Origin of the sequence: Tistrella bauzanensis, assembly GCF_014636235.1 — a bacterium.
Taxonomy (GTDB): Bacteria; Pseudomonadota; Alphaproteobacteria; order Tistrellales; family Tistrellaceae; genus Tistrella; species Tistrella bauzanensis.
In genome coordinates, this window is sequence record NZ_BMDZ01000003.1 from 29,873 (window position 1) to 53,999 (window position 24,127).

The 24,127-nt window shown below is 66.4% G+C and carries 23 protein-coding genes and 1 pseudogene; 19 read left to right on the top strand and 5 right to left on the bottom strand.

The annotated features are described in order from the left end of the window. The first annotated feature begins 1 nt into the window (after position 1). The 6 genes from nuoN (at position 2) to IEW15_RS02335 (ending at position 5,831) form a co-directional block, all read left to right on the top strand. Complete coding sequence (gene nuoN, locus IEW15_RS02310; protein ID WP_188574493.1) at positions 2 to 1,450, top strand: NADH-quinone oxidoreductase subunit NuoN; 1,449 nt, start codon at positions 2 to 4, stop codon at positions 1,448 to 1,450. Next, positions 1,447 to 2,259: a biotin--[acetyl-CoA-carboxylase] ligase gene (locus tag IEW15_RS02315; protein WP_188574495.1), complete on the top strand. Its 813-nt coding sequence runs from the start codon at positions 1,447 to 1,449 to the stop codon at positions 2,257 to 2,259. The genes nuoN and IEW15_RS02315 overlap by 4 nt, the downstream gene beginning before the upstream one ends. Before the next feature lie 57 nt (positions 2,260 to 2,316). Next, positions 2,317 to 3,096, top strand: a complete 780-nt coding sequence (locus tag IEW15_RS02320; protein WP_188574497.1) for a type III pantothenate kinase — start codon at positions 2,317 to 2,319, stop codon at positions 3,094 to 3,096. Beyond that, positions 3,093 to 4,796 (top strand): ribonuclease J, encoded by a 1,704-nt coding sequence (locus tag IEW15_RS02325; RefSeq protein ID WP_188574499.1) that lies wholly within the window; start codon positions 3,093 to 3,095, stop codon positions 4,794 to 4,796. The genes IEW15_RS02320 and IEW15_RS02325 overlap by 4 nt, the downstream gene beginning before the upstream one ends. Positions 4,797 to 5,034: 238 nt before the next feature. Beyond that, a complete protein-coding gene (mce, locus tag IEW15_RS02330) occupies positions 5,035 to 5,445 on the top strand; it encodes a methylmalonyl-CoA epimerase (protein WP_188574501.1) in 411 nt (136 codons plus the stop codon). A 146-nt stretch (positions 5,446 to 5,591) separates the two neighbouring features. Then, a complete protein-coding gene (locus IEW15_RS02335) occupies positions 5,592 to 5,831 on the top strand; it encodes a DUF1467 family protein (RefSeq protein WP_188574503.1) in 240 nt (79 codons plus the stop codon). A gap of 217 nt (positions 5,832 to 6,048) precedes the next feature. On the opposite strand, the gene IEW15_RS02340 is transcribed toward IEW15_RS02335, so the two are convergent. Continuing rightward, complete coding sequence (locus IEW15_RS02340; RefSeq protein WP_188574505.1) at positions 6,049 to 6,930, bottom strand: LysR substrate-binding domain-containing protein; 882 nt, start codon at positions 6,928 to 6,930, stop codon at positions 6,049 to 6,051. Between the two features lie 151 nt (positions 6,931 to 7,081). Between IEW15_RS02340 and IEW15_RS02345 the strand changes: the two genes are divergently transcribed. Together IEW15_RS02345 and IEW15_RS02350 are read left to right on the top strand one after the other, a co-directional pair. Then, positions 7,082 to 8,107, top strand: a complete 1,026-nt coding sequence (locus tag IEW15_RS02345) for a zinc-dependent alcohol dehydrogenase family protein (protein WP_188574507.1) — start codon at positions 7,082 to 7,084, stop codon at positions 8,105 to 8,107. A gap of 45 nt (positions 8,108 to 8,152) precedes the next feature. After that, positions 8,153 to 8,518: a cupin domain-containing protein gene (locus IEW15_RS02350; protein WP_188574509.1), complete on the top strand. Its 366-nt coding sequence runs from the start codon at positions 8,153 to 8,155 to the stop codon at positions 8,516 to 8,518. An 11-nt stretch (positions 8,519 to 8,529) separates the two neighbouring features. On the opposite strand, the gene IEW15_RS02355 is transcribed toward IEW15_RS02350, so the two are convergent. Further along, on the bottom strand, positions 8,530 to 9,717 hold the full coding sequence (locus tag IEW15_RS02355) for an MFS transporter (protein WP_188574511.1): 1,188 nt from the start codon (positions 9,715 to 9,717) through the stop codon (positions 8,530 to 8,532). A gap of 141 nt (positions 9,718 to 9,858) precedes the next feature. Between IEW15_RS02355 and IEW15_RS02360 the strand changes: the two genes are divergently transcribed. Continuing rightward, positions 9,859 to 10,635, top strand: a complete 777-nt coding sequence (locus IEW15_RS02360) for an AraC family transcriptional regulator (protein WP_188574513.1) — start codon at positions 9,859 to 9,861, stop codon at positions 10,633 to 10,635. A gap of 63 nt (positions 10,636 to 10,698) precedes the next feature. After that, positions 10,699 to 10,857, top strand: coding sequence for a hypothetical protein (locus IEW15_RS02365; protein WP_188574515.1), 159 nt, complete (start codon positions 10,699 to 10,701; stop codon positions 10,855 to 10,857). 330 nt (positions 10,858 to 11,187) lie between these two features. Here the strand turns inward: IEW15_RS02365 and IEW15_RS02370 are convergent, their stop codons facing one another. After that, positions 11,188 to 12,480 carry an NCS2 family permease gene (locus IEW15_RS02370; protein WP_188574517.1) on the bottom strand — a complete coding sequence of 431 codons (1,293 nt, stop codon included), beginning with the start codon at positions 12,478 to 12,480 and terminating at the stop codon, positions 11,188 to 11,190. A gap of 40 nt (positions 12,481 to 12,520) precedes the next feature. Here IEW15_RS02370 and IEW15_RS02375 point away from each other — a divergent pair, with 40 nt between their 5' ends. Further along, positions 12,521 to 13,144 carry a hypothetical protein gene (locus IEW15_RS02375; RefSeq protein WP_188574519.1) on the top strand — a complete coding sequence of 208 codons (624 nt, stop codon included), beginning with the start codon at positions 12,521 to 12,523 and terminating at the stop codon, positions 13,142 to 13,144. A gap of 52 nt (positions 13,145 to 13,196) precedes the next feature. On the opposite strand, the pseudogene IEW15_RS26520 reads toward IEW15_RS02375, so the two are convergent. Further along, positions 13,197 to 13,732: pseudogene (locus IEW15_RS26520) on the bottom strand (protein-L-isoaspartate O-methyltransferase family protein). A gap of 222 nt (positions 13,733 to 13,954) precedes the next feature. On the opposite strand from IEW15_RS26520, the gene IEW15_RS02385 reads away from it, so the two are divergent. The 5 genes from IEW15_RS02385 to IEW15_RS02405 all read left to right on the top strand — a co-directional run bounded on the left by IEW15_RS02385 (position 13,955) and on the right by IEW15_RS02405 (position 18,673). Beyond that, entirely contained in the window at positions 13,955 to 15,202 is a 1,248-nt protein-coding gene (locus tag IEW15_RS02385; protein WP_188574521.1) for a lipoprotein-releasing ABC transporter permease subunit, read from the top strand. Next, positions 15,195 to 15,878, top strand: coding sequence for an ABC transporter ATP-binding protein (locus IEW15_RS02390; protein ID WP_188574524.1), 684 nt, complete (start codon positions 15,195 to 15,197; stop codon positions 15,876 to 15,878). Before IEW15_RS02385 ends, IEW15_RS02390 begins: the two co-directional genes overlap by 8 nt. A gap of 45 nt (positions 15,879 to 15,923) precedes the next feature. After that, on the top strand, positions 15,924 to 16,550 hold the full coding sequence (locus IEW15_RS02395) for a gamma carbonic anhydrase family protein (protein ID WP_188574526.1): 627 nt from the start codon (positions 15,924 to 15,926) through the stop codon (positions 16,548 to 16,550). A gap of 119 nt (positions 16,551 to 16,669) precedes the next feature. Then, a complete protein-coding gene (locus IEW15_RS02400) occupies positions 16,670 to 17,713 on the top strand; it encodes a YeiH family protein (protein ID WP_188574528.1) in 1,044 nt (347 codons plus the stop codon). A 57-nt stretch (positions 17,714 to 17,770) separates the two neighbouring features. Beyond that, positions 17,771 to 18,673, top strand: a complete 903-nt coding sequence (locus IEW15_RS02405) for a LysR family transcriptional regulator (RefSeq protein WP_188574529.1) — start codon at positions 17,771 to 17,773, stop codon at positions 18,671 to 18,673. A gap of 15 nt (positions 18,674 to 18,688) precedes the next feature. On the opposite strand, the gene IEW15_RS02410 is transcribed toward IEW15_RS02405, so the two are convergent. Beyond that, a complete protein-coding gene (locus tag IEW15_RS02410; RefSeq protein ID WP_229707756.1) occupies positions 18,689 to 20,491 on the bottom strand; it encodes a PHA/PHB synthase family protein in 1,803 nt (600 codons plus the stop codon). A 157-nt stretch (positions 20,492 to 20,648) separates the two neighbouring features. Between IEW15_RS02410 and IEW15_RS02415 the strand changes: the two genes are divergently transcribed. From IEW15_RS02415 to IEW15_RS02425, 3 genes are all read left to right on the top strand, one after another. After that, positions 20,649 to 21,221: a hypothetical protein gene (locus IEW15_RS02415; protein ID WP_188574531.1), complete on the top strand. Its 573-nt coding sequence runs from the start codon at positions 20,649 to 20,651 to the stop codon at positions 21,219 to 21,221. Positions 21,222 to 21,416: 195 nt separating this feature from the next. Next, complete coding sequence (locus tag IEW15_RS02420) at positions 21,417 to 22,667, top strand: LL-diaminopimelate aminotransferase (protein ID WP_188574532.1); 1,251 nt, start codon at positions 21,417 to 21,419, stop codon at positions 22,665 to 22,667. Continuing rightward, positions 22,664 to 23,998: a homoserine dehydrogenase gene (locus IEW15_RS02425; protein ID WP_188574535.1), complete on the top strand. Its 1,335-nt coding sequence runs from the start codon at positions 22,664 to 22,666 to the stop codon at positions 23,996 to 23,998. The genes IEW15_RS02420 and IEW15_RS02425 overlap by 4 nt, the downstream gene beginning before the upstream one ends. Positions 23,999 to 24,127: the final 129 nt, after the last annotated feature.

Here is a 24,127-nt window from a genome sequence, read left to right on the forward strand (position 1 = left end):
GATGACGTCCTATCCTCTTCCCGATCTGGCCCCGGCATTCCCCGAGCTCTGGCTCGCGGTGCTCGGCATGGCTCTGATCCTCGTCGGCGTGTTCGCGGGCAAGGACAAGGCATCCGGGCTGCTGTCCTGGCTGGCCGGCATCGGCTTCGCGATTGCGGCCGTGCTGGTCATGATGGGGCCCGAAGGTCGCGTCGTGACCTTCCACGGCCTGTTTGTGGCCGATGCCTTCGGCGCCTTCATGAAGGTGCTGGTGCTGCTGGCGTCGATCTTCGCCCTGATCATGTCGCGCGATTATCTTGAGCGTGAAGGTGTGGTCCGGTTCGAATATCCGCTGCTGATGGTGTTCGCCACCATCGGCATGCTGATGATGATCTCGGCCAACGACCTGATGTCGCTCTATATGGGTCTTGAGCTGCAGAGCCTGTCGCTCTATGTGCTGGCGGCCTTCAAGCGTGACAGCATCAAGTCGACCGAAGCGGGCCTGAAATACTTCCTGCTTGGCGCGCTGTCGTCGGGCATGCTGCTCTATGGCTGCAGCATGGTCTATGGCTTCGCCGGGTCCACCAGCTTCGATGCGCTGGCGGTTTCGCTGGCGGCGCCCGCGCCGTCGGTCGGGCTGATCGTCGGTCTGGTCTTCATCATGGTCGGCCTCGCCTTCAAGATTTCGGCGGTGCCGTTCCATATGTGGACGCCCGACGTGTATGAGGGCGCCCCCACCAGTGTCGCCGCCTTCTTTGCCATGGCGCCGAAGATCGCCGCGATGGCGTTGCTGGTGCGGGTGCTGGCCGAGCCCTTCGGCGGCATGGTCGGCGAATGGCAGCAGGTGACCTGGTTCATTGCGGTTGCCTCGATGGTGCTGGCGGCCTTCGCGGCCATCGGCCAGACCAACATTAAGCGGCTGCTGGCCTATAGCTCGATCGGCCATGTCGGTTATGCCCTGGTCGGCTTGACGGCCGGCACGGTCGAGGGCTATCGCGGCGTCGCCGCCTATATGGCGATCTATCTGTTCATGACCGTCGGCACCTTCTCGGTCGTGCTGCTGATGCGCCGTCAGGGCCGGATGGTCGAACAGATCGCCGATCTGGCGGGGCTGTCGCGCAGCCGCCCGGTGATCGCCTTCATCCTGGCGGCGATGATGTTCTCTCTGGCCGGAATTCCGCCGCTGGCGGGCTTCTTCGGCAAGCTGTTCGTCTTTCAGGCGGCGGTGAAGGCCGGCTTGTTCTGGCTGGCGGTGATCGGCGTCGTCTCCAGCGTGGTCAGCGCCTATTACTATCTCCGCATCGTCAAGATCATGTATTTCGACGAGCCGGCGGAAGCCTTCGATCGGGGCATCGGCACGGGCCTGACCGTGACGCTCGCGATCAGCTTCGCCTTCACCATGCTGTTCTTCATCGTGCCCGGCGTGCTTCTGGACCGGGCCGGGCAGGCAGCCATGGCGCTGATGCCGTGACCGACGGCGAGGGGCGCGTCCCCGATCTGCCGCCGGCGTTCAATCTGGTGCTGCGCGACGAGGTCGACAGCACCAACATTCTCGCGCGGCAACTGATCGCCGAGAGCGCGCCGGATGGCACATTGGTGGTGGCGGCGCGTCAGACCACCGGGCGCGGCCGCCAGGGCCGCGTCTGGCAGTCACCGGCGGGCAATCTGTATATGAGCCTGGTGCTGCGTCCGCAGGGTCCGCTTGGACATGCGGCGCAGCTTTCGCTCGTGGTGGGCCTGGCGATGGCCGATGCCATCGCCGCTTTGTTGCCGCAAGGATCGGGCGCCGTGCCTGCGGTGAAGTGGCCCAACGATGTTCTGCTGGTCAGGGACGGCGTCGCGGGCAAGCTTGCCGGTATCCTGCTGGAAAGCGCCGAGGACCAGTCCGGAACCCATGTCATCGCCGGTATCGGTGCCAATGTCCGGGTGCATCCGGGGCCGACCGATGGTGTGTTTCCGCCGGCGGTGCTGGCGGAATGCCCTGGTGCACACCATCTTTATCCTCTGGACGTCGTCGAGGCTTTCGCACCGGCCTTCGCGGCCCGCCGTGCGGTGTGGGCGCGTCAGGGACTGGGTGGATTGAAGGCGGACTGGCTGGCCAGAGCCTATGGTCTGGGGCAGATGGCGACGGTTCGCTATGGCGCCACGCCGGTCACCGGCCGCTTCGATGGTATCGATGATGACGGCACGCTGCTGCTGGCTCAGGAGGACGGAACGATCCGACGGCTCGCCGCCGGCGAGGTCGTGTTTGCAAAGCCGCCGGTAACGGGCGGCGTCTGAATACGGGCGGCGTCTGAAGAACGGGCCGGGCCTGAACGATGTGGAAGGAAACCCTTGATGCTGCTCACCATCGATGTCGGCAATACCAATACGGTGTTTGCAGTCCACGATGGCACAGACTGGCGCGGGCAGTGGCGGGCCAGCACCGACGGCCAGCGAACGGCCGATGAATACGCGGTCTGGCTGTTGCAGCTGTTCGCCCTGAAGGGGCTGACCGTTCCCGATATCGATGCGGTGATCATCTCATCGGTGGTGCCGCAGACCAAGTTTTCGCTCCGGCAGCTCTGTCGGGACTATTTCGGATCGGAGCCGATGATGATCGGCGATCCGGACGTCCGGCTGGGCTTGCGGATCGACATGGACCGCCCGCGCGAGGTTGGCGCGGATCGCCTGGTGAACGCCATCGCCGCCCATAAGATCTATGGCGGCGACCTGATCGTGATCGACTTCGGCACCGCGACCACCTTCGACGTGGTCGGTGCCGACGGCTCCTATCAGGGTGGCGTGATCGCACCGGGTATCAATCTGTCTTTGGAGGCGCTGCACCGCGCCGCCGCGAAATTGCCGAGGATCGCCGTCGAACGGACGCAGACGGTCATCGGCAAAGATACCGTGCCAGCGATGCAGGCTGGCGTCTTCTGGGGCTATGTCGGCCTGATCGAAGGTCTGGTTCGCCGGATCGTCGATGAATACGGCAAGCCGATGACCGTCATTGCAACCGGCGGTCTGGCCCCGATCTTCTTCAACGCGACCGACGCTATCCAGCACGCCGACCCCGACATCACGCTTGTCGGGCTGCTGGAAATCCATCGGCTCAACATCCAAGAGAAGGCATGACCCGACAAAAGGACGATGCACTGCCGCCGACCGCTAAGGTCGAGCCGGGTGAGGAATTGCTGTTTCTGCCGCTGGGCGGCGCCAACGAGATCGGGATGAATCTCAATCTCTATGGCTGCCGCGGGCAGTGGGTGGTGATCGATTTCGGGCTGGGATTTGCCGATGACCGGCTGCCGGGCGTCGATATCATCCTGCCCGATATCGCATTCCTGGAAGCCCGCCGCGACAAGATCGCCGGCATCGTGCTGACCCACGCCCACGAAGATCATCTGGGCGCGGTGCCATATCTGTGGCGGCGGCTGCGGCTGCCGATCTATGCGACTCCCTTTGCCGCCGCCGTGGTGCGCGCGAAGCTGAGGGAGTCCGGGGTCGGCGATCGCGAGGCCGACATCACCATCATTCCGCTGGGTGGCCGGCTGAAGCTTGGGCCGTTCGACATGGAATTCGTGTCGCTGACCCATTCGATCCCCGAGCCCAACGCCATCGCGATCCGCACGCCCTTTGGCACGGTGATGCATACCGGCGACTGGAAGATCGACCCCGAGCCGCTGGTTGGCGAGACCACCGACATCGATCGCTTGACCGCGATCGGCGAGGAAGGTGTTCTTGCCATGGTCTGCGACTCGACCAATGTGTTCCGCGAGACCGACGCCGGATCGGAGGCGGATGTCCGCGCCACGATGGGCGGGCTGGTCGCCGGCCGCAAGGGCCGGGTGTTCGTGGCGACCTTCGCCTCGAACATCGCGCGGGTCGAGACCATCGTCAAAGCCGCAGCCGATGCCAACCGCAAGGTGGTGGTGCTGGGCCGTGGCCTTGATCGGATGATCAAGGCCGCCACCGAGACCGGCTATCTGGACATCGCCGGCATGCTGGCGACCGATCGTGAAGCCGACCGGCTGCCGGCCGAGCGGTTGCTCTATCTGGTGACCGGCTGCCAGGGCGAGCCCAATGCGGCGCTGGCCCGCATCGCCCGGGGCGAGCACCCGGCGGCGGAACTGCGCCGGGGCGACACGGTGATGCTGTCTTCGCGCCAGATCCCGGGCAATGAACGCAAGATCGGCCGGTTGCTGAACCTGCTCGCCCGCGAGGGCGCCGAGGTCATCACCGAGCGCGATGCCGACATTCATGTCTCAGGGCATGGCGGCCGCAATGAGCTTGCCCAGATGTATCGCTGGGTGAAGCCGCGTATCGCCGTGCCGGTCCATGGCGAGCCCCGCCATCTGATCGAGCATGTGGCCCTGGCGAAGAGCCTTCAGGTGCCCGAAGCGGTGACGGTGGAAAACGGGGCGGTGGTGCGCCTGGCGCCGGGCACGCCGGGCCGGATCGCGCGGATCGCCTCGGGCTATCTGGTCGCCGACGGCAATAACGACGTGCTGCCGGTGGATGGCGAGGTCATGCGCGCGCGCAAGCGCATGCTCTATGAAGGTGCTGCCTTCGCGACGGTCGTCGTCGACAAATATGGCGAGCTGAAAGCCGACCCGATGGTGGCGCTGCCCGGTCTGGTCGATCCGGATTCCGAGATCGACACCCTGGCGGCCGATATTGCCGAGGATCTGGCCGAGGCGATCGATGGACTGGATGATGACGACGTGTTGAGCGATGTGCGCATCCACGACGTGACGCGGCTGGCACTGCGCCGTCGGCTGCGCACACGGCGTGGCAAGAAGCCCTTGATCGACGTGCATGTCGTGCGAATCTGACTATTGCCTAGAGCGATTTTCGCGCTATCTGGTGCACGAGAATCGCTCTAAGTTATTTGTTTATCGAGCATCTTTACCCGATCAGGTGGTTCCACCTGATCAGGATCTGCTCTAGACGTCGCGGCGCGGGAACGGGGAGCCCGGACCACGGCGGCCATGCTGCCCGCATGGTGGAACCAACGCTATAAACCGCAGAAAAACCGGGTCGCGTACCCCAGACTGAGGAGAGCCTCTGCCGATGATCGGACGCCTTAACCATGTCGCCATCGTCGTCCCCGATCTCGATGCGGCAGCCAGCCTGTATCGCAACACCTTCGGCGCCACCGTCTCGGCCGCCAAGGACCAGCCCGCCCATGGCGTGACCACGGTATTCGTGCGCCTGGACAACACCGCCATCGAGCTTCTGCACCCGCTGGGCGCCGACAGCCCGGTCGCGAAGTTCCTTGAGCGCAACCCCTCGGGCGGCGTGCACCATGTGTGCTATGAGGTCGACGACATCTATGCCGCGCGCGACAAGCTGAAGGCCGATGGCATGCGGGTGCTGGGCGATGGCGAGCCGAAGATCGGTGCCCATGACAAGCCGATCCTGTTCCTGCACCCCAAGGACACCAATGGCACGCTGGTGGAACTGGAGCAGGTCAGTGCCTGACCGGGGCCTGACCGGGGCTGAGCCGCCGCAACGCGGCACCTGACGTCGCCTTCAATCCGCGCCCGCCCGGCCTGATCGCCGGGCGGGCGTTATATCTGGTCCGGCCGCCCTGGTCTCGGGCTCATCACCCTGAAGGACATCCTGGCATGGAGAGTTGGTTCACCGTGGCGTTGGTCTTCGTGATCGTCTGGTGGCCGCTGTTCTTCATGACGCTGCCGGTGGGCGTGCGCCATGACCACAAGGACGAGCACGCCGAGGCATCGGGCGCGCCCCGCAACCCGCGCCTATGGGTGAAGGCGGCGGCGACCAGCGTGATCGCGGCGGCGCTGACCTATGGCGTCGATGTCCTGATCCGATCCGATCTTCTGGATGGTCTGGTGCGCTGATCAGACACCGCGTACGAATGCCAGCCGCAGGCCCAGCGCCAAGTAGCGCGCCGCCGGTGACGCGATCGACCCACGGGCCCGCACGCAGCAGCCGGCGGCGCACGGCCGGGGTGGCGAACACGCAGGCGACGGTGCCGAACCATAGCAGTTCCACGCCCACCATCGTGGCGCCATAGAGCAGCGTCGCCGGTTCAGGCGTGGCCGGCTGATGATGCCGTCAGGCGGCACAATGGCTGGGCACCAGGGCGCGCAGCCGGTCGGAGACGAAGCCGGTGAACGATTGAGCCAGGGCGGCGGGGGCACGGGCCTCGCCGAACACCGCCAGTTCCACCGCGCCCAAAGCCGGGAAGCCTTCGGCATCCGACAGCACGCGCACCCCCGGCGGCACCGTGCAGTCGCCCAGCACCGCGATCCCCAGCCCGGCGGTTACCGCCGCCGCCACGCCCGATACGCTTTCTGAGGTATAGACCACCCGCCAGCGCCGATCGCGGCCGGCCAGAGCCTCGATCGCGCGGGCGCGGAAGATGCAGGGGCTGGGCAGGGTGCACAGCGGCAGCGGCGTGTCGGGGTCGAGCCGCAGATCGGTCGCGGACACCCAGCGCAGCGCCTCGGTCATCAGAACCCGTCCCCGATCGACGCCTTCATCGCGATTGGCGATGACCAGATCGAGCGCGCCGCGGTCGAGGCCCTCCATCAGGCTGGCACCCAGCCCGACCCGGATTTCGACATGGACGCGGGGATGGGCGCGGGCAAAGGCCGAGAGCACCGCCGGCAGATGCCGGGGCACGAAATACTCAGCGACGCCGACCCGCAACTCGCCTTCAGCCTCAGGCTCGGTGAAGCGCTTCAGGGTCTCGTCGTTCAGCGCCACCAGCCGGCGGGCATAGCCCAGCAGCAGCTCGCCATCGGTGGTCAGTGCCAGTGACCGGCTGGTGCGGGCGAAAACCCTGCGACCCAGCAATTCTTCAAGACGGCGGATCTTCAGGCTGATGGCCGACTGGGTGCGGCCCAACCGTTCGCCGGCCGAGGTGAAGCCCCCGGTTTCCGCCACAGCCAGAAAACAGCGGACGAGATCGATATCCAGATCGGGCAGGGTCATCGGCAGGCTCCATGATCGCGGTGATCCATGTTGAATTCTTGTTGCTGGAATTGGAACTATTCATTTCCATCATCGATGGATCGACGGTTCAATGACCCAGTGCCCGGTGCGCTCCCGCACCCCCCGTACGATCATTCATGAGGCAAGCACCATGACCGAGATCCCCGCCACCATGACCGCCGCGGTGCTCAGCGCTTTTGGTGGGCCTGAGAACCTGACCGCCCAGACACGGCCGGTGCCGTCACCGCGCCGGGGCGAGGTGCTGGTGCAGGTTCATGCCGCCAGCGTCAATCCGATCGATTACAAGGTGCGCCGCAATGGCCCCGCCATGGCACCGGCCCTGCCGGGTGTGCTGGGTTGTGATATGGCGGGCGTGGTGGTGGCGCTGGGCGACGGCGTTACCGGATTTGCGGTCGGCGACCGGGTGTTCGGCTCGCCTGGGGGCGTGAAAACCGTCGACGGCACCAATGCCGAATATGTCCGGGCGGATGCGCGGGTGTTGGCACGTATGCCGAGCGGCCTCGGCTTCCGTGAGGCGGCGGCCCTGCCGCTGGTGTCGATCACGGCCTGGGAAGGGCTGATCGACCGGGCGCGGGTGGAGCCGGGCGAGCGGGTGCTGATCCATGGCGGCGCCGGCGGGGTCGGCCATGTCGCGATCCAGATCGCCAAGGCGGCCGGTGCCCATGTCACCGCCACCATCTCATCGCCCGAAAAGGCGCGGATCGCCCGCGAGCTCGGCGCCGACGAGACGGTGAATTACCGCGACGAGACCGTCGAGGCCTATGTGGCGCGGCTCACCGCCGGGCGCGGCTTCGACGTGGTGATGGACGCGACCGGCGGCAGTGACCTCGCGACGTCCTTTGCCGGCGCACGGCTGAACGGCCGGGTGGTCACCATCGTGTCGCAGTATCCGGCGGATCTGACGCCCATGCATGGCAAGGGGTTGTCGCTGCATGTGGTGTTCATGATCATCCCGATCCTGCACGATATCGGACGCGAGCATCACGGCCGGATCATGAACCGGGTGGCGGCGCTGGTCGAGGCCGGCCGTCTGCGGCCGCGGCTCGACCCCGCCCGTTTCAGCCTGGCCCAGGCCGGCGCTGCCCAGGCGCATCTGGAAGAGGGCGGCGCGACCGGCAAGGTCGTGATCGATGTCAAGGCCAACGAGGCGGTCTGAGCATCGACAATATCATCCACCGCCTCGCGTCACCGGGAGCATCCCATGCAGAAGATCAACCTCGCCGCCGCCTTCCAGACGATCGACACGCCCTGGAGCCCGCGTATCGCGGGCGCAGTGAACGGGTCGCATATCAAGCTGGTGCGGCTTGACGGCGCGTTCATCTGGCATGCGCATGAGCATGAGGACGAGATGTTCCTGGTGGTGCGCGGCCGCATGCAGATGCGGTTCCGCGACCACGAGGTCTGGCTGGAGCCGGGCGAGTTCATCATCGTGCCGCGCGGCATCGAGCATATGCCGGTGGCGCCTGAGCCATGCGAGGTGATGCTGATCGAGCCCGCCACCACCCTGAACACCGGCAATGTGGTCAATGAGCGGACAGTGGCGGCGCCAGCCGCTCTGGGTGGCTGAACGGCTGGTCGTTATTCCGCCGCGGCGGGGACCGTCTGTCCCCGTGGACGCCCGGGGAAGATGGCGGCGCCCACGAACACGATGCCGCCGAAGGCCGCCAGCACCGGAAACAGGCCGGCGAAGCCGGTGCCACCGTCATGGGTCCAGGCGATCAGCGGCACCGCGCAGGCACTGGCCGCGAACGAGACCAGATAGCGCACGGCATAGGCGCGGGCGCGCCAGCGGTCGGCGGTGTAATGGGCGACCATGCCGTCATTGATCGTCACCTGGCCGAAGATCGCGAACATCATCACCACCGCCAGCGGGATCAGCGTCCAGCCGCCGGTGGTGGCCGCCAGCAGCAGGCAGGGCGCCTGAAGCGCCGCCAGTGGCAGAAACACCTGACGCAGCGTATAGCGGTCGATCAGCCGGCCGACGATCAGCTGAGAGGTGGCGCCGGCCACGAAAACCAGGGCGGTGAGGGCACCGATGCCCATCGGCGTGCTCACCAGATCGGCCAGTCGTTCGGTGAACAATTGCGGCATGGCGATGGTGGTGGCGTTGAACACCAGCCCGCCCGCGATGGTGACCATGGCCAGCACGGCGAAGGCGCGCACCATCACCCCGCGCGGGATCGACCCCGTGGCGCCCCGCGACCGGATCGCCGGCGCCGGCCGGTCGGGCACCAGCATCAGGAACAGCAGACCGGTCACCACCGCCACGGCGCCGGGGAGGATGAACGCCCAGCGCCAGCCCAGATACTGAGTGATGGCACCGGTGATCAGTGCCGCGAAGGCGACGCCCAGATTGCCGAACACGCCATTGATGCCGATCTCGCGGCCCAGCCGCTCGGCATGGGCGGTCAGCATGGCTGTGCCGACCGGATGATAGATCGAGGCGAACAGCCCGATCCCGGTCAGGCAGACCGCGATCATCGTCGTGCCCTGAGCAAAGCCGGTGGCGATGGCGGCGGCACCGATGCCGATGAAGAACACCGCCATCATGTTGCGCCGACTCCACAGATCGCCCAGCCAGCCGGCCGGGATCGACCCGGCGCCGAAAGCGATGAACCCGCCGAGCGACAGGGTCAGCAGCGCGCCATAGGACATGTCGAAGGCCGAGGTCATGCCGATCACCGCGGTCGGGAAGATCAGCATGAACATATGGTCGGCCACATGGGCCAGATTGATGAAGGTGATGACGCGGCGGTTATGGGTCATGGACCGGACCTGAGGCAGGGAAGGGATCCGCTTTTCCGAGCGGTTGGGTGGAGTGTAGGATCGACCGATCAGCGATGTCCGGTCGATTGGTGTCGCCAATCGGACAAGGTATCCCCGCACCCTCAAAACGTGAGCGGCAGCATGCGCAGCATCAACCCCGCCGACTACCAGCATGTGTCACGGCCGGTGGCCGCCATGGCCAAGGATTTCAAGCCGGGCAGCGTCGTGGCGCCACATCTGCATCCACGCGGTCAGCTTCTGCACGCGGTGGCCGGCGTGATGGAGGTTACCGCGGCGACTGGATTGTGGCTGGTGCCGCCGATGCGGGCGCTGTGGGTGCCGCCTGCGGTGGAACATGGTTTGCGGACGATCGGCGCGGTTGCCATGCGCACGGTCTATATAGCCCCCGAGGCCGCGCGCCGCCTGCCGCAGTCCTGCACCGTCATCGAGGTGTCGGCGCTGCTGCGCGAGTTGATCAAGGCCGCGACCGTCGAGCCGGTCGACTATGCAGAAGACAGCCGGGGCGAGGCGGTCGCCCGGCTGATTCTACATGAACTGGCCAACCCGCGAACCATTCCGCTGCATCTGCCCTGGCCGCGCGATCCAAGGCTGGTGCGATTGTGCCGGCGGGTGCTGGACGATCTGGCCGATGATGCGGGTTTCGAGGTGTTGGCCGAGGCTGCCGGCGCCAGCACTCGAACCCTGGCCCGCGCCTTTCAGCGCGAGACCGGCATGGGTTTTCTGCGCTGGCGCCAGCAGGCCCGGCTGGTCGAGGCGCTGTCGCAATTGTCGCAAGGCCTGAGTGTTTCAGTGGTTGCCGCACGCCTTGGCTATCGCAGTCCGTCGGCCTTTACCGCCATGTTTCGCCGGGCGCTGGGCACCACGCCCGGCCATTACATGGCCGGGGCCGATATCTGAACCGCAGCGCAGCGGGCAAAAAAAAAGACCGTGAAAACACGGCCTTTTTCAGAAGAGTTCCGCTTGGCGCTGAACATCATGTCCGGTTCGACGGCAACCGACCGGCACGATGTGTTTATTGTTATAGACCCTTCGGGTGCCGTCCGTTTTACCAGCGGCACCATCAATTCTTGTTCGATCGAACGGTGGTTCCTCGCGTTCCGGCCGTGGGGCCGAACGTGATGGCATCGTGGCGACCGGATGCTCTTGAACCGCTCAATCCTGTCACCAGCCGTTAGGCCGGGTCACCCTCCCTAGACGTTGGGCCGGTTCTTCTGCCGGTGCCCTGTCCGTCGGCAAAACGGAGATTACGCAGGAATGTGACATCCGTCACGATATTTTTTGCATAGGTGCGCCGCACAAACGAAATAATCTGACAAGAGGTCCGGCAAAGCGCAGCAAACCGCGAAATTGAACGGGGTCGCTGCCTTGTCCGTTGTGCAGTGCACCGTGAACGGGAAACCGGGGGCATTTTTATAGTCGTTCCCAGATTTCTCGTAATATATCAATGGGTCAGCCGATAAGGGCGAACTTAAGAATGAACATGATGGCCAGAATCCAGACTGCGGCCGAAACATCACCGATCCTGCCCGCCAGCAGCTTCACGGCTGCATACGCAACGAAGCCGATGGCGATGCCGTTGGCGATGGAATAGGTCAGCGGCATGGTGATGGCGGCCAGCACGCCGGGCGCCACTTCCGTCATGTCGTCCCAGTCCAGTTCCGACAGACCGCGCATCATCAGCAGGGCCACGAACAGCAGGGCCGGTGCTGTCGCATAGGCCGGCACCGAGCCTGCGAGCGGGGCGAAGAACAGCGCCACCAGGAACAGGATCGCCACCACCACGGCGGTCAGGCCGCTGCGGCCGCCGGCATTGATGCCAGACGCGCTTTCGATATAGCTGGTGACGGTGGAGGTGCCGAAGATGGCGCCGACCATGGTGGCGCCGCTGTCGGCCAGCAGCGCCTTGCCGATGCGCGGCAGCTTGCCATCCTTGTCGAGCAGACCGCCGCGATGGGCAACGCCCACCAGCGTGCCGGCGGTGTCGAACAGGTCGACGAACAGGAAGGCGAAGATCACGCCGAACATGCCGGCTTCCAGCGCGCCCATGATGTCGAGCTGGAAGAAGGTGGGTGCCACCGATGGCGGCATGCTGACGATGCCCTGGGCCTGGTTCAGCCCGGTCAGGATCGACAGGATTGTCACCAGCAGGATGCCGATGATGATGCTGCCAGTGATGTTGCGATAGTGCAGCGCGCAGATGACGACGAAGCCCAGCGCCGCCAGCAGCACGGTGGGCTGGGTCACGTCGCCGAGTGTCAGTAGGGTGGCCGGATGGTCGACGACGACCTTGGCGTTTTCAAGCGCGATGATCGCGAGGAACAGCCCGATGCCCGCCGAGATCGACAGCTTCAGCGTCATCGGAATGGCGTTAATGATATATTCCCGGACCTTGACCAGTGCCAGAATGAAGAACACCAGCCCTGAGATGAACACCGCCCCCAGAGCCTGATTCCAGGTGTAGCCCATTTCCAGAACGACGGTGAAGGTGAAGAAGGCGTTCAGGCCCATGCCCGGCGCCAGCGCCACGGGATAGTTGGCGAGCAGCCCCATGATCAGGCAGCCGATGGCGGCGGCGACGCAGGTGGCGACGAATACCGACCCCTGGTCCATGCCGGCATTGGCGAGGATCACCGGATTGACGAAGATGATGTAAGCCATGGTCAGGAAGGTCGTCACGCCTGCGACGACCTCCCGACGGACCGTGGTTCCAAGCTGATCGAGCTGAAAATAGGTTTTGAGCATTCCCGCAAGCTCCTGGACGGGCACAGCGATGCCGATGAGGATGACCGATCTGATGAACCGGCTTCTGCTCCAGAGACGACACCGCATCGGGCGCCGCAGCCGGGCCGACCGGTTGCGTCTGTTTCTGGTTGGATCGAGGGCACCGCGGCCGGATGAATGGCACGGGGCCGGGGCCGTGCGGCCCGGCCGTCCGGCGGGGGGCGGCGCATTGCTGGTTCTCTTCGGCTTATACACCGGCGCGGCGCTGGCTGGCGAGCGTGCGACGGCACCGCTCCGTATCGATAGCGACGGGCGTGGCGTTATCGTCACGGTTGACCGGGCCTTCTGCGAACGCATCATCACCCATCATCCGGCACCGGATGTCGCCTGGCAGCCGGGCGTCGATGTCCATGGCCGTGCGGTCGCGCCGGCCGATCTGGATGGCGGTTATGGCGCGGATGCGGCGCGCCGGGCCCTCGGCGACCGGATCACCCTTAATTTGGGATTGCCGCTGGAACGTTTCGGCTATGCCACGGGCACGCCGCTCGGTGCGGCCGAGGTCGATCTGGGGCAGATCAGCATCGGTGCCGATGGCATGGTGGTCTGGAATGGCGAGCGGCTGGACGATCCGGCACAGAACGCCGTCGCTGCCGCCTGCGCCCGCCTGGAGCGGGAGGGGCGCTGATCCCGGGTGGACGATTAGCGTGTCATCGCCGACCGGGACAAGGCTGCGGCCTTCAGCCGGTTGATGGCCGTGTCGTCTGCCAGGGGGATGACCGGGACTCCTGTGGCCGAGGGGCCGGCCAGGGGGACGAATTTGCACAGCCGCGTGACGCGTGACACCAGCCGGTCGCCCGCGCGTTCCAGCAGATGGGCTTCTTCGGCAAGGCCCCGATTGGGATGACGGCCTTGCCGCCCTCGGTCAGGATCATCAGCAGCCGGTGCGGCAACTGATAGGCGGACGCGGTCATGATCCGGCGATCGAAGGCGCCACTTCCGCAGGCCGTGAAACTGTCACCCGCAATCACCGTGATGTTGGCAAGCCTCTGCGCCCGCAGGTTCCCGACTGCCTCTGCGGATTGATCTCGATACCCGTCACATGCCCCTCCGGGCCCACGAGATGGGAGGGCAGGGCCACAAGCCAGCCGGTCCCGCAGCCGATTTCCAGCACGCGCTGGCCGGGACGCACGTCGAGCAGTGCTGCCAGATGCAGGATGAAGGCGGGTTCCGAACTGGAGGCCGGCAGCGTCCAGCCCCCCTCGTCGACATACATCGAGGGGCTGTCTTCGTAGGCGCCGGCCAGGAAGCCGGGATTCGCGGGCGTCACCGGTCCACCGCCGCTCGCCCCCGGCCAGGGGCTGCCGGTTGCACTGGACGCCGCCGCCCCCTAAAGTCTGGCCACGCGTCGGATGCCGACCGCATGCCGGATGATCGTCCCGGATGCGGGCATCGGCGGCTGCGCCACGTCTCCCCATCCCTGGTCAACGGAACCTGCATGTTCTCGACAGTCGAGCGTCTCATCGCCTTCCGCTATCTCAGGGCCCGGCGGAAGGAAGGGTTCATCTCGGTCATCGCCGGTTTTTCGCTGCTCGGCATCGCCCTTGGCGTCGGCACGCTGATCGTGGTGCTGGCGGTGATGAAGGGCTTCCGCGACCAGCTGGTCGACCGGATCCTGGGTCTGAACGGCCATATGACCGTGTTCAGCGCCTCGGGGCGCGGTATCGTCGATTATGCCGGCATCGCCGCCGATCTCCAGACCGCCAAGGTCGTCATCACCGCGCTGCCGATGGTCGAGGGCCAGGTTCTGGCCAGCGGACCGGCCGATTCCCGTGGCGCGCTGGTGCGCGGCTTCACCCATGACGATCTGGCGCGCAAGACCCTGATCGCCGACAATATCCGCGTCGGCAGCCTGGACGATTTCCAGGGCAAGGGGGTCGCCATCGGGCTCAGAATGGCCCAGCGCCTTGGCTTGCAGGTGGGGGACGATCTCAATCTGATCTCGCCGCGCGCCGTGGCAACGCCGTTCGGCGGCATGCCGCGGCAGGTGTCGTTCCCGGTGGTGGCGCTGTTCGAAGTGGGCATGTTCGAGTTCGACAGTTCCCTGGTCTTCATGCCCTTCGACACCGCACAGACCTTCTTTCAGACCGGCGATGCCGCCACCGCCATCGAGGTGGATGTCCGCAATCCACAGGATGTGCGGGCTGTGCGGGCTGAACTGGCCGGTCTTCTGCGCGATCGCGGCGTGGTGCTGACCGATTGGCAGCAGACCAATTCCACCCTGGTCGGCGCGCTGGACGTTGAGCGCAACGTGATGTTCCTGATCCTGACGCTGATCATCCTGATCGCGGCCTTCAACATCATCTCGGGTATGGTGATGCTGGTGAAGGATAAGTCGCGCGACATCGCCATCCTGCGCACCATGGGGGCGACCCGCGGCATGGTGCTGCGGATCTTCGTGATGACCGGGGCGGCGATCGGTGTGGTCGGCACGCTGATCGGCTTCGGCCTGGGCCTCGCCTTCGCCACCAATATCGAGAGCATCCGCCAGGGCATCCAGATGCTGACCGGCACCGAGCTGTTCTCGGCCGAGATCTATTTCCTGTCGAAGCTGCCGGCCGATGTGGTCTGGTCGGATGTGGTGAGCGTGGTCGGGCTGTCGCTGGTGCTGTCGTTCCTGGCGACGCTTTACCCGGCGTGGCGTGCCGCCCGTCTCGATCCTGTGGAGGCCCTGCGTTATGAGTGATCCGGTGCTGATGCTGGAGGGCCTGGTCCGTCGGTTCGAACAGGCGGGCGAGGTGCTGGAGGTTCTGCGCGGCATCGACTTCACCCTCAATCCGGGTGAGTTGGTGGCGCTGGTCGGCCCGTCGGGCGCCGGCAAGTCGACCCTGCTGCATGCGGCCGGGTTGCTTGAACGCCCCGATGGCGGCCGGGTGATCATCGACGGCACCGATGCCAGCCGGGCGGACGATGGCGTGCGCACCCGGCTGCGGCGCGCAACCATCGGCTTCGTCTACCAGTTCCATCACCTGCTGCCGGAATTCTCGGCGGTGGAGAATGTGATGATGCCGCAATTGCTGGCCGGCGTGTCGAAGGCGAAGGCGCGCGCACGGGCGAACGACCTGCTCGATCTGATGGGGCTGGGCCCCCGCGCCGATCATCGCCCGGCGCGGCTGTCGGGCGGTGAGCAGCAGCGGGTGGCGATTGCCCGTGCCCTTGCCAACCGGCCGGGGCTGATCCTGGCCGATGAACCGACCGGCAATCTGGACCCTGAGACGGCCGAGCGGGTGTTCCAGACCCTGGTCAGCGCCGCGCGCGATCAGGGGGTGGCGGCGCTGATCGCCACCCACAACCCCGAGCTCGCCGCCCGCATGGACCGCCGCATGCGGCTTGAGCATGGGCGGCTGGACCGTGCCGCCTGATCATCCGACACCAGGCCTTTCCATTGTTTTCAGGACCATGACGCCATGACTTTACCCGACATCCAGCTTGAGGCGCCGACCGATATCGTCCCGGCCGATGCGGTGGCGCGGCACTTCCCCGGCGCGATCATTCTGCCTTTCGCCGACCGGTTTCCGCGGATCGACGCCTCGTGCTTCATCGCACCTAGTGCCGTGGTGATCGGGGATGTCGAAATCGGTGCCAAGAGCAGTGTCTGGTATGGCTGCGTGCTGCGCGGCGATGTCAACAGCATCCGGGTCGGTCGGGGCGTCAACCTTCAGGACGGCACGATCGTGCATGTCAACCGGGCGAGCTTCGCCACGTTCATCGGCGATGATGTCACCATCGGCCATCGCGCGGTCATCCATGCCTGCACGCTTCAGGCCGGCGCCTTTGTCGGCATGAGCGCCACCGTGCTCGACGGCGCGGTGGTCGATGGCGGCGCGATCGTCGGTGCCGGTGCGCTGGTCGGGCAGGAGAAGCATGTCGCGGCCGGCGAATTGTGGGGCGGTGTACCGGCCCGCAAGCTGCGCGATATCGGCACCGACGGCATGCCGATGCTGGCCGCGACCGCCCGGCATTATGCCGATCTGGCCGCGGTGCATCAGGGTATCGTGCGTCAGGAGATGGCCCCCCGGGCCTCCGGCGGCTGAGCGCGGCGCCAATCAATCGTTTTTTCCGAACGGAACAAGCTGTATAATTCGTTGGAGCGAATGGTCGCGGCGGGCGATGCTGCGTGTGTCACACCGATGCACGAAGGACCACCCCGCCCATGACCACCGTTCATTCCACACAGGTCCGCAGCCGCGCCGGCCGCCTGCTTGGCAAGCTGCCGGGACTGGCGCTGGCCGGGGCGATCGGTGCCGCGGCTATCCTGCTGGCGCGGATGGCGGGTGCCGGGCTGGTCAGCCCGGTGCTGGTCGCGATCGGCCTGGGGCTGGTGCTGCGGGCGATGATCGGCCGGGCGCCGGCCATGGCCGTGCCGGGGCTGGCGGTCGCGTCCAAGCCCCTGATGCGGCTGGGCGTGGCGCTGTTGGGCCTGCAGGTGACGGCGGGCGACATTCTGGGCCTGGGGCTGGATGGCATCGCGGCGGCGCTGGCGGCCTTGGCGGCAACCCTGGCCCTGGCCCAGCCGCTGGGCCGGCTGCTGGGTGTGGAGCCGCGGCTGGCGACGGTCATCGGTGGCGGCACCGCGATCTGCGGCGCCTCGGCGGCGGCGGCCGTGGGCTCGGCGGTTCGCGCCCATGACGACGAGATTGCCTATGCCGTGGGTGTGGTGACCCTGTTCGGTACCGCGGCCATGGCGCTGTGGCCGCTGCTGGGCACGGCGCTGGGCCTGGATCCGCGCGCCTATGGCCTGTGGATCGGCGCATCGGTGCACGAGGTGGCGCAGGTGGTGGCAGCCGGTTTCCAGCATGGCACGCTGGCGGGCGAAACCGCGGTGATCGCCAAACTGGCCCGTGTCGCCATGCTGGCGCCGGTGGTCGGGCTGCTGGTCTGGATTGCCGCGCGCGCGGCACGGCGCACCACGCTTGCCGATGCCGAACATGCGGCGGCCTCGGTGCCGGTGCCGTGGTTCGCGGTGGGGTTCGTGGCGCTGGCCGGGCTTAACAGCCTGGGCGTGGTGCCGGATGCGGTGCGCGCGGCCGGTGCGGTCGCGACGCCGATCATGCTGACGGTCGCCCTGGCGGCGATCGGCTTCGGCACGGATCTGGGGCGGGTGCGGGCGCGCGGCGTGCGGCCGGTGCTGCTGGGCCTGTGCCTGACGATCACGGTGGCGGCGGTGCCGCTGGCCGTGGTGACCCTGCTGGCCTGACGGGTGAGACGGATCTCCCCGGTCGGCGCCTGATGCCGAAGGGGAAGATCAGTCTCGATGACATTGGAACAACTCAGGATTTTTGTCGCGGTGGCGGAACACAGCCACGTGACCCGTGCGGCGCGATCGCTCAACCTGACCCAGTCGACCGTGAGTGCGGCTGTGGCGGCGATCGAGGCGCGCCACGGCGTGGCCCTGTTTCACCGGGTCGGTCGCGGCATTGAACTGGCCGAGGCCGGACGGGTGTTTCTGGACGAGGCCCGCGCGGTGCTGGCCAGGGCATCGGCCGCCGAGCAGGCCCTGGCCGATCTGGCGGGCGATCCGCGTGGCCGGCTGCGCATCCATGCCAGCCAGACCGTGGCCAATTACTGGCTGCCGGCGCGGCTGATCGATTTTCTGACCGCCTATCCGGCCGTGCGTGCCGAACTTGCCATTGGCAACACCGCCGAGGTCGCCGCCGCGGTGCGGGCCGGCAGCGCCGATCTGGGCTTCGTGGAAGGCCCGGTCGACGATCCGGCGCTGGCCGAACGGCTGCTGCCCGGGGACCGGCTGATGCTGGTGGTGGGGGCGGCGCATCCCTGGGCGGCATTGCCGCGGGTGGCGGCGGCCGATCTGGCGGGCTCGCCCTGGGTGTTGCGCGAACGTGGATCGGGTACCCGCGCCGAGTTCGAAGCGGCGCTTCAGGGGCTGGGTGTCGATCCGGCCAGCCTGCCGGTGGTGCTGGATCTGCCATCGAACGAGGCGGTTCGCGCGGCTGTGGAGGCTGGCGCCGGTGCCACGGCGCTCTCGGCGCTGGTGGTGGCGAGCGGGCTGGCACTCGGCAGCCTGCGCAGCCCCGTGCTCGACCTGCCGCACCGCGCCTTCCATCTGCTGATCCATAAGGAACGCTATCTCGGCCGGGCGGCGCGCGCCTTTGTCGACCGGGTCGCCGGCGGCGGAGCCGCCGGCGACCTCGGCTGACAACGTGGCCTGCGGTCAGTCGCGCATCTTCACGTAAGATCCGGGCGCATCCTCGATCACACCCAGCACCGTGCCCGGTTCACGGGCCGGCACCTGGGCACCGCCCAGACGCTTGACCCATTTCGCCCAGTCGACCCACCACGAGCCCGGATGCTTTTCGGCACCGGCGAGCCAGGCTTCGGGATCGTCCGGCAGATCCTTGTTGGTCCAGTAGTTGTACTTGCCGGATTCCGGCGGATTGATGACACCGGCGATGTGGCCGGATGCCCCCAGCACGAAGCGGGTGTTGCCGCGATAGAGCTGGGTTGCCCGATAGGTCGATTTCCAGGGGGCGATATGGTCCTGCTGGGCGGACAGGATGTAGACCGGCTGGTCGATCTGGCGCAGATCGATCGGCACGCCGCCCATAGTGATGCCGCCCGGCTCCACCAGCTTGTTCTCGCGGTACATATGGCGCAGATAGAAACTGTGCATGGCGGCGGGAAGTCGGGTGGCGTCGCTGTTCCAGTACAGAAGATCGAAAGGGAAGGGATCTTTGCCTAGAAGGTAGTTGTTGACCACGAAGCTCCAGATCAAATCGTTGGACCGGAGCATGTTGAACGCGGTCGCCATCTTCCGGCCTTCAAGGTAGCCCTTCTTCGACATCATTTTCTCGATATTGCCGATCTGGGCATCATCGACGAAGACTTTGATGTCGCCGGCATCGCGGAAATCGGTGAGCGTGGTGAAGAAGGTGGCGCTCTTGACCCGCTTGTCGCCCTGGGCCTTCAGATAGGACAGGGTGGTGGCAAGCAACGTGCCGCCGATGCAATAGCCGATGACGTTGACCTCGTCGACGCCGGCTTCCTCGGTAACCTTGTCGAGCGCGGTGATCAGGCCTTCGGTCATGTAGTCTTCGAAGGTCTTCTTCGCCATCTCCTCGTCCGGATTGGTCCAGGACACCACGAACACGGTGTGGCCCTGGGCGACCGCGAAGCGGATGAACGAGTTCTTCGGCTGCAGATCCAGAATGTAGAACTTGTTGATCCACGGCGGCACGATCAGCAGCGGCCGCTTGTGGACGGTCTCGGTGGTGGGCGTGTATTGCAGGATCTGCATCAGCCCGTTCTGGAACACCACCTTGCCGGGGGTGGTGGCAACGTTGCGGCCAAGCTCGAAGGCCGTCTCGTCGGTCATGGAGATGCGCAGCTCGCCGCCGCCCTTCTCCATGTCGCGGATCATGTTGTTCAGGCCGCGAACCAGGTTCTCGCCCTTGCTCTCGATGGTCGCGCGCAGGACTTCCGGGTTGGTGGTGACGAAATTCGACGGTGACATCGCGTCGACATATTGCTTGGTATAGAAATCGATCTTGCGGGCTTCATCGGGATCGAGGCCGTCGACCTTGTGAATGATGCTCATCATCCAGCGCGCGGTCAGCAGATAGGACTGCTTGATGAAGTCGAAAAGCTGGTTCTCGCTCCAATCCTTGTCCTTGAACCGCTTGTCGCCGGCGTCGGGCGTGGCGACAGGCTTGGCATCGCCACCGGCCATGCGGGTGGCGGTGGACTGCCACAGGGTCAGATAGTCCTGCCACAGCGCCGCCTGGGCCTCGACCAGCTTGGCCGGGTTCTCCATCATGCGCTCGGTCAGGTGGGTGAAGGCGGTGGTCAGGTTGAGAGGGTCTGTCGGTCCGGCGGTGTCGAGCCCTTCATGACGCGAGAGAAATTCGCGCATGATCTGCTGGCTGCGCTCGGCAACCTCGCGCATATTGCGTGCGAAGGCGTCGGCGTCATCGCGCGTGCCGGCGTGTCCTCCCCGGTCGGCTCCTTGCTCGGCCATCCTTGCGTCCCTTATAGTTGCGCCGCCATAGTCGGCGATCGGTTGGTTCTGCGAGGTCGAGGTGAACTCTATGATACGGGTGCAGGCGACGCGGCTCAACGCTGCCTCGGCAGGGATGCGACGGAATCACGCGGGCCGCGCGTCTTTGCGGGCCGGGATGACCGCTGCCGTCCTGATGCTGGGCCTTGGTGCCTGTGCCGAAGACCCCGGACCCGGTACCGACCCGTCGGTACGCGCGGCCCGGGCCGAATTTGCCGACAAGCCGTTTCCGACGCTGAACTCGGTGCCCGGACAGGCGCCGCCGGTGACGCCGCTTGAAGAACGCGCTCGTTTGCGCGCAGCGTTGAGCGCCGATCAGGTCGCGGCCCAATCGGCCATGGCGCAGGCGGGCGAGACGGCTGCGGCCACGGCAGCCCGCCCCTCGGCGCCGCAGCCCGGCCTTGCCGTCGGCCGGATCGATTTTGCGCCCGGCGCCAGCATGATCGGCGACGCCGGTATGGCCGAACTGCGCGCCGCCTGGCGGATCGCCGCCGCTCGCGATCAGACGCTGGTGATGGTTGCCGGCGCCGATGAGGGCCAGGCGCTGGCCACCGCGCGGCTGGCGGCCGCGACCCGTGCCCTTTCCGGGATCGGTGCCGATACGGCGCGGGTCCGGGGTGTGCAGGCACCGGCTGGCTCGATGGCCCCGGCTTTTGAGATTTTCATCGCACCGGCCCGGACCATCCGCTAAAAGTCCTCGCCGTCGCATGACGGCGACGGGAATTCCCCTGAAGCGGATAACCGGCGCCGGCATCGCCCATGGCGACCGGGTACCATCCCCCTTAGATCCATTCGGCGCGGACGTCCTCCGTCGACGGCGGGTTCGGCCGCGTCCGCATATCTTAACTGGCCTCCTCAAGCGAGCCGATCGACGGGAAGTGATCCCATGGCAGATGAATTCGCGCGGATCCGGCGGTTGCCACCCTATGTCTTCGCCGAAGTCAACCAGATGAAGGCCAAGCTGCGGGCAGCCGGCCGCGACATCATCGACCTCGGCATGGGCAACCCCGACACCGCCACCCCCGCCCATATCGTCGAAAAGCTGGTCGAGGCGGTGCGTGACCCCAAGACCCACCGCTATTCGCAGTCGCGCGGCATTCCGGGGCTGCGGCGCGCGGCATCGGCCTATTACAAGCGGCGCTTCGCGGTCGATATCGACCCTGAGACCGAGGTCGTGGTCACGATCGGCTCGAAGGAGGGCCTCGCCAATCTCGCCTCGGCGATCACCACGCCGGGCGATGTGATCCTGGTGCCCAATCCCAGCTATCCGATCCACCCTTACGGTTTCGTGATCGCGGGTGCCAATATCCGCCACGTGCCCCATGGGCCGGGCTATAACTTCCTCGACGAGCTTGAATATGCGGTGCGCCACACCTCGCCCAAGCCGGTCGCCATGGTGCTGAACTATCCGGGCAACCCGACGGCCGAGGTGGTCGACCTCGCCCAGTATGAAAAGCTGGTGGCCTTCGCGCGGCGCCACGAGATGTACATCCTGTCGGATCTTGCCTATTCCGAGGTCTATTTCGATGGGGTGCCGCCACCTTCGATTCTGGCGGTGCCGGGGGCGCGCGATCTGGCGGTGGAATTCACCAGCCTCAGCAAGACCTATAACATGGCCGGCTGGCGGGTCGGCTTCGCCGCCGGCAACCGGCGGCTGATCCAGGCCCTGGCCAAGATCAAGTCCTATCTGGACTATGGCCAGTTCACGCCGGTGCAAGTAGCGGGTGCCGCGGCGCTGAACGGGCCGCAGGACTGTGTCGAACAGATGCGCACGCTGTATCGCGAGCGCCGTGACGTTCTGGTCGAAGGCCTGCACGGCATCGGTTGGCCGGTGCCGTCGCCATCGGCCTCGATGTTCTGCTGGGCACCGATTCCCGATGCGTTCAAGCATCTGGGGTCGCTGGAATTCTCGAAGCTGCTGCTGGCGCGCGCCGATGTCGCGGTGTCGCCGGGCATCGGTTTCGGGGAATATGGCGACGGCTATGTCCGGATCGCCCTGGTCGAGAACAAGCACCGCATCCGTCAGGCGGTGCGCAACATCAAGCGGTTCTTCAAGGAGTACCGCGACGAGACCCGGGCTGGCGCGGCCCAGGCCTCGTCAACCCAGGCCCAGTCAGTTGAGGATGCCATCCGATGAACAGCAGCCACAAACCCGCCGCCGATCGCCGCGTCTCGACCACGCCGTTGCGTGTTGGTGTGGCCGGCCTCGGAACCGTTGGTGTGGGGGTGGTCGAGATCCTGCGCGATCACGCGGCGATGATCGCGGCCAGGGCCGGGCGACCGGTGGTGGTGACGGCAGTGTCGGCGCGTGATCAAGGCCGTGATCGCGGTATCAGCCTGGCCGGGCTCGGCTGGGAAGACGATGCCGCGGCGCTGGCGGCGCGCGATGACGTCGACGTGGTTGTGGAGTTGATCGGCGGGTCCGAGGGGCCGGCGCTTCATCTGGCGCGGGCCACGCTCGGGCGCGGGAAGGCCTTCGTCACCGCCAACAAGGCGATGATCGCCACTCACGGACCCGAACTCGCCGCGGCCGCCGAGGACGCCGGCGTGGCGCTGGCCTTCGAGGCGGCGGTTGCCGGCGGCATCCCTATCCTGAAGACCCTGCGCGAGGGCCTGGCCGCGAATGCGATTACCCGCGTCTATGGCATCCTGAACGGCACCTGCAATTATATCCTGACCGAGATGCGGACCACGGGCCGCGACTTCGCCGATGTTCTGACCCAGGCCCAGGCGCTGGGCTATGCCGAAGCCGACCCGACCTTCGACGTCGACGGGATCGACACGGCCCATAAGCTGTCGATCCTGGCGGCGCTGGCCTTCGGTGGCCGCCCCGATATCGGCGCGATCCATGTCGAGGGCATCCGTCACGTCACCATCGACGACATCCGCTTCGCCGAGGAACTGGGCTTCCGCATCAAGCTGCTGGGCGTGGCGCGGATGACCGATCATGGCCTGGAACAGCGGGTGCATCCCAGCATGGTGCCGCTGTCGGCGCCGGTCGCCCATGTGGAGGACGTGTTCAACGCCGTGGTGGCCGAAGGCGATGCCGTGGGCACCACCATGTCGCAGGGGCGCGGGGCCGGGCGCGGGCCCACGGCCTCGGCGGTGGTGGCCGATCTGGTCGACATTGCCCGCGGCTGTGTCACCCCCGGCTTCTCGGTGCCGGCCGCGGCCCTCGGCCAGCACCCCTCGGCACCGATCGAGGCGCATCAGGGGGCGTTCTACATCCGGCTGATGGTGCTGGATCAGCCCGGTGTTCTGGCCGATGTCGCCCGTGCCTTCGCGGTCGAGCATGTGTCGCTGGAAAGCCTGATCCAGCGTGGCCGCAGCGCGGTCGAGGCGGTGCCCGTGGTGCTGACCACGCATGCCACCGCGGAAGCGGCGCTCCGGCGCGCGCTCGACGTGATCGCGGCGCTGCCGGCGGTGATCGAACCACCCCGGATGATCCGGATCGAACGCAGCCTCTGACAGCGTCCATGATGCCGGGAGGGTGCGGCCATATGCCGTCGCACCCGCCAGACGACGGGACATCGTCCCACACCTGATACAGCGCTCTGGCGCCGGGCGCATATCGGGCTTAGGGTATCGCCAGAGTGG

Excerpts from the sequence above, each read along its gene's own strand:
- IEW15_RS02385 (WP_188574521.1), top strand. The coding sequence starts at position 13,955 with ATGTTCTCGACAGTCGAGCGTCTCATCGCCTTCCGCTATCTCAGGGCC.
- IEW15_RS02420 (WP_188574532.1), top strand. The coding sequence starts at position 21,417 with ATGGCAGATGAATTCGCGCGGATCCGGCGGTTGCCACCCTATGTCTTC.
- IEW15_RS02320 (WP_188574497.1), top strand. The coding sequence starts at position 2,317 with ATGCTGCTCACCATCGATGTCGGCAATACCAATACGGTGTTTGCAGTC.
- nuoN (WP_188574493.1), top strand. The coding sequence starts at position 2 with ATGACGTCCTATCCTCTTCCCGATCTGGCCCCGGCATTCCCCGAGCTC.
- IEW15_RS02400 (WP_188574528.1), top strand. The coding sequence starts at position 16,670 with ATGACCACCGTTCATTCCACACAGGTCCGCAGCCGCGCCGGCCGCCTG.
- IEW15_RS02355 (WP_188574511.1), bottom strand. The coding sequence starts at position 9,717 with ATGACCCATAACCGCCGCGTCATCACCTTCATCAATCTGGCCCATGTG.
- IEW15_RS02395 (WP_188574526.1), top strand. The coding sequence starts at position 15,924 with ATGACTTTACCCGACATCCAGCTTGAGGCGCCGACCGATATCGTCCCG.
- IEW15_RS02370 (WP_188574517.1), bottom strand. The coding sequence starts at position 12,480 with ATGCTCAAAACCTATTTTCAGCTCGATCAGCTTGGAACCACGGTCCGT.
- IEW15_RS02405 (WP_188574529.1), top strand. The coding sequence starts at position 17,771 with ATGACATTGGAACAACTCAGGATTTTTGTCGCGGTGGCGGAACACAGC.
- IEW15_RS02350 (WP_188574509.1), top strand. The coding sequence starts at position 8,153 with ATGCAGAAGATCAACCTCGCCGCCGCCTTCCAGACGATCGACACGCCC.
- IEW15_RS02340 (WP_188574505.1), bottom strand. The coding sequence starts at position 6,930 with ATGACCCTGCCCGATCTGGATATCGATCTCGTCCGCTGTTTTCTGGCT.
- IEW15_RS02325 (WP_188574499.1), top strand. The coding sequence starts at position 3,093 with ATGACCCGACAAAAGGACGATGCACTGCCGCCGACCGCTAAGGTCGAG.
- IEW15_RS02345 (WP_188574507.1), top strand. The coding sequence starts at position 7,082 with ATGACCGAGATCCCCGCCACCATGACCGCCGCGGTGCTCAGCGCTTTT.
- IEW15_RS02415 (WP_188574531.1), top strand. The coding sequence starts at position 20,649 with ATGACCGCTGCCGTCCTGATGCTGGGCCTTGGTGCCTGTGCCGAAGAC.
- IEW15_RS02425 (WP_188574535.1), top strand. The coding sequence starts at position 22,664 with ATGAACAGCAGCCACAAACCCGCCGCCGATCGCCGCGTCTCGACCACG.
- IEW15_RS02390 (WP_188574524.1), top strand. The coding sequence starts at position 15,195 with ATGAGTGATCCGGTGCTGATGCTGGAGGGCCTGGTCCGTCGGTTCGAA.
- IEW15_RS02410 (WP_229707756.1), bottom strand. The coding sequence starts at position 20,491 with ATGGCCGAGCAAGGAGCCGACCGGGGAGGACACGCCGGCACGCGCGAT.
- mce (WP_188574501.1), top strand. The coding sequence starts at position 5,035 with ATGATCGGACGCCTTAACCATGTCGCCATCGTCGTCCCCGATCTCGAT.
- IEW15_RS02375 (WP_188574519.1), top strand. The coding sequence starts at position 12,521 with ATGACCGATCTGATGAACCGGCTTCTGCTCCAGAGACGACACCGCATC.
- IEW15_RS02360 (WP_188574513.1), top strand. The coding sequence starts at position 9,859 with ATGCGCAGCATCAACCCCGCCGACTACCAGCATGTGTCACGGCCGGTG.
- IEW15_RS02335 (WP_188574503.1), top strand. The coding sequence starts at position 5,592 with ATGGAGAGTTGGTTCACCGTGGCGTTGGTCTTCGTGATCGTCTGGTGG.